Here is a 13,886-nt window from a genome sequence, read left to right on the forward strand (position 1 = left end):
AAGCTTGAATATTTGCCTATAACCCCAATCTCCAAGCTAGAATCACGCGTATACGATCAAACTACGTTATGGAGAGACAACATGAGTAACGCTATTGTGCACGTCAGCGACGCAAGCTTCGAGAAAGATGTGCTTGGCAGTGACGTACCGGTTCTGGTGGACTTCTGGGCCGAGTGGTGTGGCCCTTGCAAAATGATAGCCCCCGTTCTGGATGAAATCGCCGGAGAATATGCAGGCAAGCTAAAAGTCTGCAAAGTAGACGTCGATGCCAACCCGGAAGTTCCCGGCAAGTTTGGCATTCGCGGCATCCCAACGTTAATCCTGTTCAAGGACGGCAACGCTGAAGCAACTAAGGTTGGAGCGCTGTCCAAGACGCAACTCGTTGAATTCGTAAACGAAAGCATCGCCTGATGCGAGGGCCCCGCCATTATCCGGCGGGGCCTTATTTTCCCAAAGTCTGAAGAAAAAAAGCGCTAGACCTCCATTGGGGAGCGTGCTACTTTCTTTTTGACCGCGCGCCCCCCGCGCGACCAAAACAACTAACAACTCCGCAACTCCTCTGTCTCTTCCGCCTAGCAGCGCTTCAGGCAAGCCAAAGAAGCGTTCAAAGCTTAAAGAACTCAGGCGTCAGCGAACCCACTAACCCTTTCTCTTTGGTTCCTCAAACTTGTCCAGTACATCGCAAACCGAAACTGAAACACAAAACTCGCCTGAAACTTCGTCGCAAAGTGATGCGCCTGCCCCCGCAGTTGCCAAGCCCACCGCGCCGGAAACCACAAGCGAGGCTCCCGCCGCCGCAAAGCCTGCCCCAGCTGAAACCTCAGAGGCTCCAAGTGATGCCTCGGCAACAGCCGGCCCTGCATCGGGAGGGAATCAAGGCGATGCACCGAGCAGACCTTCGCGGAACCGCTCCCAGGGTCGCGGGAAGTCGCGCTCTAACAACAAGCCACCACCGGCGGTGTCAGATGCGATGCGCTCGTCAGAGCCCATGAACCTTACGGACCTGAAGACCAAGTCGACGCAGGAACTTATCGATATAGCGGCGTCTATTGGTCTGGACAACCTTGCTCGCTCGCGTAAACAGGACATTATTTTCTCTATCCTGAAGCGTCACGCAAAGAGCGGTGAAGACATTCACGGAGATGGAGTTCTGGAAATACTCCAGGACGGTTTTGGTTTCCTGCGCTCTGCGGACAGCTCTTACCTGGCAGGCCCTGACGACATTTACGTGTCGCCAAGCCAGATTCGCCGCTTCAATCTACGCACCGGTGACACCATTACCGGCAAGATTCGCCCACCCAAAGACAGCGAGCGATACTTTGCGCTGCTTAAAATCGGCGAGGTCAATTTCAGCAGACCTGAAAACTCCAAGAGCAAGATACTGTTTGAGAACCTCACGCCGCTGTTCCCGGATGAGCGCCTGACACTAGAGGTAGGCAACGGCAGCACCGAGGATCTCACTGGCCGGATCATTGATCTGGTAGCCCCCATCGGTAAAGGCCAGCGTGGACTCCTGGTCGCACCGCCGAAGGCGGGTAAGACCATCATGATGCAGAACATTGCCCAGGCGATCCTCACCAATAACCCCGAAACCTACATGATCGTGTTGCTCATCGATGAGCGTCCGGAGGAAGTCACAGAGATGCAACGCTCTGTGGGTATCCGTGGAGCAGAAGTCGTGGCTTCCACCTTTGATGAGCCCCCCTCGCGTCACGTGCAAGTTGCAGACATGGTCATCGAGAAGGCCAAGCGTCTAGTTGAGCACAAACGTGATGTGGTGATCCTGCTGGACTCCATTACGCGTCTGGCGCGAGCCTACAACACCGTCATACCCAGCTCCGGCAAGGTATTGACCGGTGGTGTCGATGCCCACGCTCTGGAACGTCCAAAGCGTTTCTTTGGTGCCGCGCGAAATATTGAAGAGGGCGGCAGTCTGTCTATTATTGCTACCGCGCTGGTTGATACTGGCTCGAAAATGGACGAGGTTATCTACGAAGAGTTCAAGGGCACGGGCAACATGGAACTGCACCTGGACCGTAAGATTGCCGAGAAGCGCATATATCCCGCGATCAATATTCGTCGCTCCGGCACCCGCCGGGAAGAGAAACTCACGGGCGAGGAAGAATTGCAGCGCATGTGGATCCTGCGAAAACTCCTGCACGGCATGGAAGACACGCCTGCTGTGGAATTCCTCATGGATCGACTCAAAGATACGAAGACCAACGAAGAGTTCTTTATGTCAATGAAGCGCAAATAGCACCTGGCGAACACTGAGCTAACCCAAAACAGAAGCTGAAAACAGACTATGGCAGCAGGCTACAGCGATCTGCGTGGTTTTATCGCCGAGCTTGAAGCTCGCGGTGAGCTTAAACGAATTACTCAGGAAGTAGACCCGAATCTCGAAATGACCGAGATTGCGGATCGCACCTTGCGCGCCAAAGGTCCCGCCCTGTTGTTTGAAAACCCCAAGGGCCACACGGTACCGGTACTTGCGAACCTGTTCGGCACCGAGGAACGGGTTGCGCTGGGCATGGGCGCAGAGAGTGTCTCTGCACTACGAGAGATAGGCGAGTTATTGGCATACCTGCGGCAACCTGATCCCCCAAAAGGTCTCAAAGACGCCTGGGAAAAAGCGCCCCTACTGCGCAAAGTTCTGGATATGGGCCCCAAACTGGTACGCAATGCCCCCTGTCGCACGCATCTTCGTGAGGGCGACGACGTCAACCTTTACGACCTGCCAATACAAACTTGCTGGCCCGGCGATGCTGGACCGTTAGTCACCTGGCCCCTGGTGATTACCCGTGGTCCGAATAAGACTCGGCAAAACCTTGGAATCTATCGCATGCAGCTCATCGGCCGTAACAAGCTGATCATGCGCTGGCTATCGCACCGTGGCGGGGCGTTGGACTATCGCGACTGGCAGATTGAACACCCGGGCGAGCGCTACCCTGTGGCACTGGCTCTGGGCGCAGATCCCGCAACGACACTCGGTGCGGTGACGCCGGTACCCGACTCTTTGTCGGAGTATGCCTTTGCCGGCCTGCTGCGCGGCGCCAAGACCGAACTTTGCGAATGTGTAACGCCTCTGTGTAAAGCCAACGACCTGCAGGTACCCGCCACAGCCGAATTTATTCTCGAGGGCTATCTCGAACCAGGAGAAGAAGCCGACGAAGGGCCCTTTGGTGATCACACGGGTTACTACAACGAAGTCGAGAGCTTCCCGGTGTTTACCGTGACGGCAATCAGCAGTCGCGAAGCGCCGATTTATCACAGCACCTACACCGGACGACCACCGGATGAGCCGGCAATTCTTGGCGTAGCACTTAACGAAGTCTTCGTTCCACTTTTGAAAAAGCAGTTTCCAGAAATCATCGATTTTTATCTCCCCCCGGAGGGCTGCTCCTATCGCATGGCGGTCGTGAGCATGCGCAAAGAATACCCGGGACACGCAAAACGCGTGATGCTGGGGATCTGGAGTTTTCTCCGTCAGTTTATGTACACCAAGTTCATTGTTGTGACTGACGATGATGTAGATGTGCGCGATTGGCAGGATGTTATCTGGGCAATGACCACGCGCATGGACCCTAGACGCGACAGCGTTTTTATCGACAACACGCCCATCGACTATCTGGACTTTGCGTCGCCGGTAGCAGGCCTTGGTAGCAAGGTAGGCTTTGATGCGACCAACAAATGGCAGGGCGAAACTGATCGCGAGTGGGGTGCCCCCATCCGCATGGATGAGGCCGTCAGCGAACGGGTCGAGTCAATGTGGGAAGAGCTTGGAATAGGCGTCGATCCCGCTCCCCGACGCCGTTAGTGAAGCCTCGTACCCTGCTCAAGTCTCGAGTCTATGTGTCTCGGGAACGACATCATCAGGCTGGGGTAGCTCTGGCAGAGGCTCACCGCGAAGACCTGTACCCAAACGGAAAACTTGTGCAGCCGTTGTGTGATCACCCACGGCCGTAAGCAACCTTCCCAGCTCCAGACACGCCTCTTCACTCGGCCTTGCGGCATGGCTGCGCTCCAGAAAGTCTCGAGCTTTGGCCCATTGTCGCTCTACCATGGACAAACGCCCAAGACACAATAAAAGATCTGGATCGTCACTGTGCTGACGCAGCCAGCCCTCGGCCGTTGCGAGCTGCTTTTGTGCGCTCTGACGGGAAATGCGGCCATAAAGATTTACCAGGGCCGGCTTCCAGTGCTTCTTCAGGCGACGCTCAATCTCGCGCTCCACCGTAGAAGCCTCATCGCACAGTAGCAAAGACGAGAGATAATGAAGTTGCACCGCCTCATCATCCACAAGCCGTGCGGGGTACTTCTTCCAGCGAGTCTTTAACAGCCCGGCATCCCCGGTGACCGCTGCCTGTTCCAACAAGTCGTGATGAATACGCGCTTCGAGCTCATCAAGCTCCAATGCCCCGCCAATACGATGCCTACGCAGCGCTGGTAGCAGAACGAGCATTGCTTCTATGTCACCCAGACCGTCGTAGGCTTTGCATAACAAATGGAGTACCTGAGGATGCTTGGCGGGGCTCTTTCTGGCGGCCTCAAGTGTCTTTAAAGCCTTTTCATACTGTCGATCATTGAGCTGCAATTCGGCTTGGGTCAAATCCACGGCAATGATCGCCTCAAGATCACTCTCGGCAGCCTGCACCAGCTGACGACGCATCGCCTCGGGCTCCTGAAGCCGATAGCTTGCCCGAGCAGACATCAGGTAATTGAGCAGTGGCGATTCGCTGTATTTGGCACCTCGCAGCAGCTGCTTTCGCGATTGCGACCAGTTGCCTTCTATAAAACTGATGATACCGCGACTGGTGAGTCGCGCAGATTGGCGAAGTCGACGCTCCCCAGCCCAGTTCAAAACATTAGCCGGACTGGTGATAAGACGATGCAGAAAACGTAAGGAGGCATACAAGAACAACACGACTGTTGCTATGAGCAGTATCCCCACCCAAAAACTGGTCTCTACCGTGTAGCCACCGTAGGCAATGAGCAGGTATCCAGGCTCGGTCTCGATTAGTGCGACGATGCCCACACCGGCAACGAGTGCCAGCAATGCGATGATAAATAAACCGCCCATAGCTCAGTTACCACTGCGGGCGAGGCGCGCCTGCATCACAGTATCCAGCGCCTCAAGCGAGGCGTTAAGATCTGGCAGAGTCACAGACACCCGCTCATCTCGAATGCCACGAAGCTCCTCGGCCATGGCCACCGCGGACTGCTCGTCGGCTTTAAAAAACTGCGTCACCCAGCCCTCTGCACGCTCCAGGCTCCGGCGAAACAGCAGCTCATTACCAGAGAGCATGGCCACCTGCGCCTGCTCCAGCAGCATGCGCATATTCTGACGCACCAGTCCTTCGTACTGGGGGTCCATAAGAGTCTCTACGGGGACATCGCGACGACTCACTACAATATATTCAGACAACTTGGCCAATGCAGTCTCATAGCCCTGGGCAAGCCGGCTTTGCCAATCGCCATCGGCTATAGGCTCTATCTCAACTCGTCGATCAGGCAATTCAAACAGGACCAGAGCATCGGTCTGGCGTATCAGCGCATCCAGGCGCAAATACAGTCCTTGAATATCCAGACTGGGCACCGCACGTAAGGCGGCCACATCGGCGGCAACCGCCGAACGCAGAGTATGCAGGTCTGCGTCGTCCATACCCCGCAAAATGTTATCGGCGCTTCGCAGCAAGGCCTCGGCAGATACATTGTCGCCAGTCATAATCAGGCGCTGATTGGCCAGCCGCAAAAGATATTGCACCTCGGCCAGTTGCCAGCTTTCTCGGTCCTCTACAGTGAGGTCATTGATACGCTGCTGCTGCTCTCGAAGCGCCCGCTGCAAGCCGCCCAACTGCTCATCTACCACCCGCTGCACAGTCCCGGCTGCATCACTGGCAGATGACTCAAGACGATTCACCTGGCTTTGCTGAGTTTCCAGGGCGCGCCGCAGATCTTCCTCCGCACGCTGTTGCCGGGCCTGCATCGCCTCAACTTCAATTTCAATTTTGCGCTGGAGGTTGTCGCGCATTTGATCAAAGGTCGTCGTGTCCTGACCCGAGACCGACTCCAAGCCCTGCACTCGCTGAAGCAAAAGCCCTTCGCGACGCTGCATGTCCGTAATGAGATAGAAAACACCCGCTGCCATCACCAGAACCAGCAATAAGGCCAACCAGGCAATGGGCGTGGCGCCAGAGCGCGCAGGAGGAGCACCGGGCGTAGTCGCTGCGGGCGCAGGTTGAGGCGCCACAGCCATAGCTACAGGTTCGGCACTCGCTGATGGTGCAGCCTTCGCAGGCTCAGCATCAGTACTTCTGGCATCAGTAACCTGGGTGTCAGCTGCGCTACCCGGTTCATCCTGATTTTTCTCATAGCTCAATGCTGTGTCTCCTGCAAATACGCCTTGCGCCAGGTTGTAGCCGCCGCCAACATGGCAGCATCAGAAGCGTTTTCGGCCTGCTCTACGTGTTCCCACCCAAGCTCACCGGCCTGCTGTGCCACTCGCAGCGACGGCACCAGCAAGGTAGTCGTAGCTAAGTTAGTGTGTTCCCGGGGTTGAAGCAAACCTGACAGCCGCTCCAAACCTTCCCCACTACTGATCATAATAAGTTTCAGTTCAGGCATCGCAATCAAGTCTCGACACGCCTGAGCATCTTCTGCAGCAAAGCCCCGCGTATAGCACTCCAATGAGTCTACCTTGGCGCCTCGCTCTCGCAATTGCTCTTCGAGAAATTTGCGACCGCCCTCACCTTTGATAATCAAAACCTGCTGCGACTGCAAATCCCGAAGCCCGGGCATCGCCAGCAGGCCCTCGCTGCTCATGTCAGTCTCGGGACGCGAAACCTGTAGACCCTCAGCCTCCAGGCAAAGCGCCGTGCTCTGCCCCACCGCCCAGTAGATCTGCCCCTGAGGCAGCTGCGGCCAGTAGTCCAAAATGCAGGCCATGCCCAGACGCGCGGCGTTGGCACTCACAAAAATAAGGTGCTCATAGCGGTCCAAATCAAGGATTCGCTGGCGCGCGATGCCAGGCAATGGGTCGATGGGATTAATGGCCAGCATAGGCATATGCAGCGGCGTAAACCCGGCCTGGCTCAGCGATGACATCAAGCTATCGGCCTGACCCGCGGGCCGGGTAACCAATACGCGCTGCTCAGCGGTCATAAACCTCAGCAAGTATCTGTGCTGCACCAGCTTCAAGAAGCGCATCAGCGACAGAGATTCCCAGGGCCTCGGGATTGTCGCGGCTGCCTCGAGCGTCCGCGCGCAAAGTGTGGCTGCCATCGGGCCGACCCACGAGGCCACGCAACCAAAGCTCATCGCCTTCATGTACCGCATAGGAGGCAATAGGGACCTCGCAGCCTCCTTGCAGACGACGATTCAGCGCCCTCTCGGCTAAAACACGTTCGGCGGTGGGTCCGTGATGAAGCGGCGCCAGGAGCTCCCGGGTGGCAGCGTCGTCACTACGAATTTCGATACCGACGGCTCCCTGCCCCCCGGCGGGCAGTGAGTCCGTAACAGGAATCCGTGCTCGAATACGCTCGCCCATTTCCAAACGAATAAGACCAGCGCAGGCCAGGATGATCGCGTCGTACTCACCCTCGTCGAGTTTACGCAGGCGCGTATTCACATTGCCCCTTAAAAAACGAACGTTGAGATCCGGGCGGCTGGCACGCAGTTGGCATTCCCGGCGCAGGCTGGAAGTACCCACAACGGCGCCCGCTGGCAGCGCATCAAGGTTCTCGTAATTGTTACTGACAAATGCATCGGCAGGTTCTTCGCGCTCACAAATCACCGCAAGCTCGAGACCCTCGGGAAACTCCATGGGCACATCCTTCATGGAGTGCACGGCGATGTGCGCCCGACCATCCAGCAATGCCGTCTCTAACTCTTTGACGAATAGGCCTTTACCGCCCACTTTGGCCAGTGGCACATCCAGAATCTGATCGCCTCGGCTGGTCATACCCAATAGTTCCACACTGATATCGGGATGCATCTTGAGCAAAGTGTCACGAACAAAGTAGGCCTGCCATAGGGCAAGCGGGCTCTCTCGGGTAGCTATAACAACGTCAGCAGGCATGAAAACTCAGTACGGTAAAAAATATAATCATAGCATTTGGGAGGCTCAACTCACCCCGTGATTGCTGCCTTAATATCGCTGAGATGTCGGCGGCTTACCTGGGGCCTTTCACCGACATCGGCAAGCTCCACCAACCAGCCATCATCAGCCCGAAGCAAACGCACAATGTGCGCTTCGGCGACTAAAGCATTGCGGTGCACCCGTAAGAAGCGCCCCGCAAACTCGGCCTCCAGATCCTTGAGGGACTCACTCAGTAAAATATCGCCACCGGGAGCACAGGCTCGTACGTATTTGTCTTCCGCCAGAAAGCAACGAACGTCGCTCACCTGCAGAGTCTCAATACCCCGGTGCCCGGCACTCACCACCCGGTCACGACCAGCCGCCGCCACGCCCAGCGAGTCCAGTTGGGCACGATTCACGCGCACCGCTGCGGCAAGCGCGTCTTCCAGCTCCCGCTCACGTACCGGTTTAAGCAGATAAGCGATGGCGTGGTGTCGCAATGCAGCTAGAGCGTACTCATCGTAAGCCGTGCAAAAAATGACCGCTGGTGCTGCGGGCTCATGCAGCAACTGGGCAGCAACCTCGACGCCATCCATATCAGGCATGCGAATGTCCAGCAACAGAATCTGCGGCTGCTCTTTACGCACTTGCTCCAGTGCTTCGACGCCATTGGCCGCTTCAAAAAATTCATCTTCCGGCCGCAACTTTGTCAGCAGGCGAAGTAAACGTTGCCTGGCGAGAGGCTCGTCATCCACAATCAGAATCTTCACTGCGCCGGCGCCTGCGCAAGGGGAATACTGATTCGCGCACGGTAACTGTTCCGCTCTGCACCCACCCACAGCGATGCCGCCGCACCGTACTGGGCATCTAATCGCTGTCGGATGTTATCCAGTGCCATACGATTGCCACCGGGTCGGCTGACGACGCGCTCAGACACGGGATTTTGCACTTCTACACACAAGGCCGAGGCCTCCCGCCATGCGCGAATCCGCACGGCACCTCCTTTGGGAAGCTGCGAGATACCGTGATAAACCGCGTTTTCAACCAAGGGCTGCAATAGCAAAGCCGGCAAAGTGGTATCTCTCAAGGATTCATCAATTTCCCATTCGACGCTGAGCCGGTCCCCCAGACGCAGCTGCTCAATCTCCAGATAAAGCTCACAAAGCCGGCACTCCTCCCCCAAACTGCTGTCGCGATCTCCTGTGGAGAGCGCCGCGCGAAACAGCTCCGCGACGTCTTCGATAGCCTGCTCCGCACGCTCGGGCTGCACGGCAATGAGACTCGCAATACTATTGAGCGTGTTAAACAAAAAGTGTGGCCTTATTCGCGCACGCAGGGCATCCAGTCGCAGCTGTAGTTCACTGCGCTGCTGTAATGCCACCCGCTGCTGTAAATACGCATAGCGCAACACGATTGCGGCAAGAATCAATGCCAGCAACGCGTTGCGCAGCGCCCAGTCTGCAAGGCCGCCACTTTGAGGTCCCAGCAGTGGATAAAAACGAAACACCAGTACGCTCGACAGCGTACTTAGCGCAAGGACCACCCCTAAACAGACTGCGGTAGCGGCCGCCGGGGTCAGATCGAGCAGACTCTTTCGCAGACGACAAATAACGGCGATGCACAGCAGTGCATTCCACTGCACAAAAATAGACCCGGCCCCTAAGAGGCGCCAGTCAAACTCCGCCAATGGACCGCTTGCCAGCACATGCAGCAAAACCACCAGCTCCGCCAAAAGTACGGCAAGAAACACCGCCTGCGGCGCACACAGATCGGGAATAAAGAAGCCATCATCGGGGGCTGTTGCAGTGTCGGTCGCCGGAGGTCGCGGGTGCTGCATGCTGGACCTCCGGACTGTGGTTTAAAAAACATAGTGAAAAAATCTTTACCCAAGCCAGAAGCTTGCGAAACGCATTGATGCCAACCACTGAGTTAATCACATTCGCGGCCTTGCGCGCTGATATACTTGCACGCCTTTTAGACCGGGACAAGAAGTAGCCCGGTTAAACACCGCACTGACAGGAATACTCACAATATGTCGGATCAAAGCGACAGCCCCAGCCTTTGGGGTGGACGCTTCAACGAAGCTACAGATAGCTTCGTCCAGCGTTTCACCGCCTCGGTCAGTTTCGACCAGCGTATGGCCGAGCAGGATATTCGCGGCTCGGTGGCCCACGCCCGAATGCTGGCCGCCGCTGACATTCTGAGCGCAGATGAGCTCAAGTCCATCGAAGATGGCCTTGCAACCGTACAGAATGAGATCAACAGCAGCACGTTTCCCTGGTCCGTGGAGCGGGAAGATGTGCACATGAACATCGAGGCTCGACTCACCGCGCTTATTGGCGATGCGGGAAAGAAACTACACACCGGACGTTCGCGCAATGATCAGGTGGCCACAGATATACGTCTGTACCTTCGCGATGCTATTGATGCCATTGCGGCTGAGCTCACGCGCTTGCAACAAGGCCTGATAGAGCTAGCGAGCAATCACGCAGCCACAGTCATGCCCGGCTTTACACACCTGCAGGGTGCCCAGCCGGTTACATTTGGCCATCACATGCTGGCCTGGAACGAAATGCTCGAGCGCGACTACAGTCGCCTCATGGATTGCAGAGCTCGCATGAACCAATGCCCTCTGGGCGCCGCGGCTCTCGCGGGAACAACATTCCCTATTAATCGTGAGCAGACCGCCGCCGAACTGGAATTTACCCAGCCTACAAGAAACTCTCTGGACTCGGTTTCGGATCGTGACTTTGCTATCGAATTCACCGCGGCATCCGCACTGATACTCACGCACCTTTCACGTATGAGCGAAGAACTGGTGCTTTGGACATCAGCACAATTTCAGTTTGTAGACCTGCCGGATCGCTTCTGCACAGGCTCGTCTATCATGCCGCAGAAGAAGAACCCCGATGTGCCGGAACTGGTGCGGGGCAAAACGGGCCGGGTCAACGGCCACCTGGTAGCGCTGCTGACGCTCATGAAAGGTCAGCCGCTGGCTTACAACAAAGATAATCAGGAAGACAAAGAACCCCTCTTTGACTGTATCGACACCGTGCTGGACTGCCTGAGGGCATTTGCCGATATGGTGCCCCACGTCACCCCGCGCAAGGAGGTTCTGCGCGAGGCCGCCAAAGCAGGCTTTGCTACCGCGACCGATCTTGCGGACTATCTGGTGCGCAAAGGTCTGCCCTTTAGAGATGCGCATGAGGTTGTGGGAAAAGCGGTAGCCGAAGGCGTGCGCCAGGAGCTGGACCTGGCTGACATGTCTCTTTCGACACTCCAGAGCTTTAGCGCGCTCATCGAAGCGGATGTCTTTGAGGTATTAACCGTGGAAGGTTCGGTTGCTGCCAGAGATCATCTGGGCGGTACGGCACCCGCACAAGTGCGGGTGGCTGCCGCTAATGCAGCCAAGGCTCTGGAGGCTCGCTAGATGGAAGAGCCGACGTTTATACTTCCGTCCTTTTTGCGCGGTGGCATGAAGCACATACGAACGGCAACGGTAACGCTGGCATGCGCTATGGCGCTGAGCCTGACGGGCTGTGGCCAGATGGGCGATCTGTATCAACCGCTGCCCGAACCCACCCAGGAACAACAGCCGACAGCTGCGACATCGTCTGGCGAAGACGCAGCAGGTCCGGGACGAGGCGACTGAAGCAGCATGGGATTCACTTACCGTAACGAACGTTTGTTTGCTGAAGAACTGGATTGCGAAGCCATCGCTGAGGAGTACGGCACGCCTTGCTATGTCTACTCCCGCGCAGCCATGGAGGCCGCGCTCGCCCAGTATCACCAGGCTCTGAAGGGCTGCGAGTACCTTGTTTGCTACGCGGTAAAAGCCAACTCAAATATAGCCGTGCTCGACACACTCGCGCGCTGCGGCGCCGGCTTTGACATTGTCTCCGTGGGAGAGTTGGAACGCGTGCTTGCAGCGGGCGGTGACCCGGGCAAAGTTGTGTTTTCGGGCGTTGTTAAACGGCCGGATGAGATGCGCCGGGCCTTACAGGTGGGTATCCGCTGCTTCAACGTCGAATCAGCAGCAGAGCTTGAAGTATTGCAATCCGTTGCCGCAGAACTGAATGTGCGCGCCCCGGTGTCAGTCCGCGTCAACCCGGACGTCGACGCCGGCACGCACCCGTACATTTCTACCGGATTGCGGGAGAACAAGTTCGGTGTTGCCACGGACGCAGCCATGGCGCTTTTGCGTCGGGCCACCACTATGGAAAACATCCATATCACCGGACTGGACTGCCATATTGGGTCCCAACTGGTAGACATGTCTCCGCTACTTGATGCACTGCAACAACTGCTACTGATGGTCGATGCTCTTCAAGCCGAGGGTATCCATATTCGCCACCTGGACCTTGGCGGCGGTATTGGAGTGCGTTACCGGGATGAGGAACCTCCCGCGGTAGCCGATTATATTGCCGCTGTTCGCGAAGCTTTGGGTGATCGCGATCTAGGCCTTGTGTTCGAACCGGGACGCTCAATTGTCGCTAATGCGGGCGTGCTGCTAACACGGGTGCACTACCTCAAAGAAACCGACGCCCACAGCTTTGCCCTGGTCGATGCTGCAATGAACGATTTTATCCGCCCCGCGCTGTACCAGGCCTGGGTCGACATTCAAGCCACGAGTCCCAACGACGCCGAGCCGCGGCTTTGGAATATTGTGGGTCCGGTATGCGAAACCGGTGATTTTCTTGGCAAGGATCGTGAATTAGCTCTTGCTTCGGGCACGCTCCTGGCGATACATGGGGCCGGAGCCTACGGTTTTGTAATGAGTTCTAACTACAACACCCGTCCCCGCGCTGCAGAAGTTATGATTGATGGAAACAAGCCTTATCTAATCCGAGAGCGGGAGACTATAGGGGACCTGTTACGCGGTGAGCATCGTCTGCCACAGTGAATCCATAAGCCGGAAAACAACCACAATAATATGCCAGTGAAGTTCACAAAAATGCACGGCGCGGGTAACGATTTTGTGATGATCGATACCATTAGTCAGCGCATTAAGCTCAGACCCCGGGACATTCGGAAAATTGCCGATCGACGCCGGGGTATCGGCTGCGATCAGGTGCTGCTGGTAGAACCACCCGGACAAGCCAATGCTGACTTTCGGTACCGTATCTTCAATGCGGATGGCAGTGAGGCTGGTCAGTGTGGCAATGGGGCACGCTGTTTTGCGCGATTTGTTCGTCATCGACGACTCACACACTTGCAAACAATGGTGGTGGAAGCAGGCAACAGCCTGATGACCCTGACTATGCGGGATAACCACGAAGTCGAGGTCGACATGGGCCCCCCGCGATTCGCCCCCAAAGACATCCCATTGCATCGGGAACACGAAGCTCTCGAGTACGACCTGGTCGCCGCGGGAGAGCAGCTGCGCATTGGCGCGCTGTCCATGGGTAATCCCCATGCGATTTTGCGTGTTGATGCTATAGACGATGGAAGCCTGGAGCGACTCGGTGAGGCGATTCGCAGCCATGAGGACTTCCCAGAAGGCAACAACGCAGGATTTTTAGAGATCGTGGATCGCCGAAACGTACGTTTACGTGTCTTTGAGCGCGGCGTTGGAGAAACCGAGGCCTGTGGCTCCGGAGCCTGCGCTGCGGTGGTCTACGGTCAGCGCATGGGCTGGCTGGATGATCGAGTGACAGTGGAATTGACCGGAGGTAAGCTGGACATCTACTGGCAGGGCGACAACAACTCGGTGCTCATGACGGGCCCCACCGCCATCAGTTTCGAAGGTACTATCCGGCTGTAGGTCCCGGTTATTTTGGGACAGTTTTACAGCCTTGCTCAACAAAGG

Annotated in this window: 13 protein-coding genes; 7 read left to right on the forward strand and 6 right to left on the reverse strand. The window is 56.6% G+C overall.

Annotation, left to right across the window (positions count from 1 at the left end):
* Positions 1-81: 81 nt before the first annotated feature.
* The 3 genes from trxA (at position 82) to ubiD (ending at position 3,817) form a co-directional block, all read left to right on the forward strand.
* Positions 82-411 carry a thioredoxin TrxA gene (trxA, locus tag R0135_RS09660; protein WP_407346612.1) on the forward strand — a complete coding sequence of 110 codons (330 nt, stop codon included), beginning with the start codon at positions 82-84 and terminating at the stop codon, positions 409-411.
* A gap of 577 nt (positions 412-988) precedes the next feature.
* On the forward strand, positions 989-2,257 hold the full coding sequence (gene rho / locus R0135_RS09665; RefSeq protein WP_407349904.1) for a transcription termination factor Rho: 1,269 nt from the start codon (positions 989-991) through the stop codon (positions 2,255-2,257).
* A 48-nt stretch (positions 2,258-2,305) separates the two neighbouring features.
* Positions 2,306-3,817 (forward strand): 4-hydroxy-3-polyprenylbenzoate decarboxylase, encoded by a 1,512-nt coding sequence (ubiD, locus tag R0135_RS09670; RefSeq protein WP_407346613.1) that lies wholly within the window; start codon positions 2,306-2,308, stop codon positions 3,815-3,817.
* An 18-nt stretch (positions 3,818-3,835) separates the two neighbouring features.
* On the opposite strand, the gene R0135_RS09675 is transcribed toward ubiD, so the two are convergent.
* Genes R0135_RS09675 through R0135_RS09700 form a run of 6 tightly spaced genes read right to left on the reverse strand, consistent with a single transcriptional unit; the run spans position 3,836 to position 9,914 of the window.
* The gene (locus R0135_RS09675) at positions 3,836-5,080 is read right to left on the reverse strand and encodes a heme biosynthesis HemY N-terminal domain-containing protein (RefSeq protein WP_407346614.1); all 1,245 of its coding nucleotides are present in this window, start codon (positions 5,078-5,080) and stop codon (positions 3,836-3,838) included.
* A 3-nt stretch (positions 5,081-5,083) separates the two neighbouring features.
* On the reverse strand, positions 5,084-6,379 hold the full coding sequence (locus R0135_RS09680; protein ID WP_407346615.1) for a uroporphyrinogen-III C-methyltransferase: 1,296 nt from the start codon (positions 6,377-6,379) through the stop codon (positions 5,084-5,086).
* A complete protein-coding gene (locus R0135_RS09685; RefSeq protein WP_407346617.1) occupies positions 6,376-7,161 on the reverse strand; it encodes a uroporphyrinogen-III synthase in 786 nt (261 codons plus the stop codon). Before R0135_RS09685 ends, R0135_RS09680 begins: the two co-directional genes overlap by 4 nt.
* Complete coding sequence (gene hemC / locus R0135_RS09690) at positions 7,151-8,077, reverse strand: hydroxymethylbilane synthase (protein ID WP_407346619.1); 927 nt, start codon at positions 8,075-8,077, stop codon at positions 7,151-7,153. The genes R0135_RS09685 and hemC overlap by 11 nt, the downstream gene beginning before the upstream one ends.
* Positions 8,078-8,127: 50 nt before the next feature.
* On the reverse strand, positions 8,128-8,847 hold the full coding sequence (locus R0135_RS09695; protein ID WP_407346621.1) for a LytR/AlgR family response regulator transcription factor: 720 nt from the start codon (positions 8,845-8,847) through the stop codon (positions 8,128-8,130).
* Complete coding sequence (locus R0135_RS09700) at positions 8,844-9,914, reverse strand: sensor histidine kinase (RefSeq protein WP_407346623.1); 1,071 nt, start codon at positions 9,912-9,914, stop codon at positions 8,844-8,846. The genes R0135_RS09695 and R0135_RS09700 overlap by 4 nt, the downstream gene beginning before the upstream one ends.
* A 195-nt stretch (positions 9,915-10,109) precedes the next feature.
* Here R0135_RS09700 and argH point away from each other — a divergent pair, with 195 nt between their 5' ends.
* Genes argH through dapF form a run of 4 tightly spaced genes read left to right on the forward strand, consistent with a single transcriptional unit; the run spans position 10,110 to position 13,841 of the window.
* Complete coding sequence (argH, locus tag R0135_RS09705) at positions 10,110-11,507, forward strand: argininosuccinate lyase (protein ID WP_407346625.1); 1,398 nt, start codon at positions 10,110-10,112, stop codon at positions 11,505-11,507.
* Positions 11,508-11,729, forward strand: coding sequence for an LPS translocon maturation chaperone LptM (gene lptM / locus R0135_RS09710; protein ID WP_407346627.1), 222 nt, complete (start codon positions 11,508-11,510; stop codon positions 11,727-11,729).
* A 6-nt stretch (positions 11,730-11,735) separates the two neighbouring features.
* Entirely contained in the window at positions 11,736-12,980 is a 1,245-nt protein-coding gene (lysA, locus tag R0135_RS09715) for a diaminopimelate decarboxylase (RefSeq protein WP_407346629.1), read from the forward strand.
* A 30-nt stretch (positions 12,981-13,010) separates the two neighbouring features.
* On the forward strand, positions 13,011-13,841 hold the full coding sequence (dapF, locus tag R0135_RS09720; protein ID WP_407346630.1) for a diaminopimelate epimerase: 831 nt from the start codon (positions 13,011-13,013) through the stop codon (positions 13,839-13,841).
* Positions 13,842-13,886: the final 45 nt, after the last annotated feature.

The organism is Congregibacter variabilis (genome assembly GCF_045689235.1).
GTDB lineage: Bacteria > Pseudomonadota > Gammaproteobacteria > Pseudomonadales > Halieaceae > Congregibacter > Congregibacter variabilis.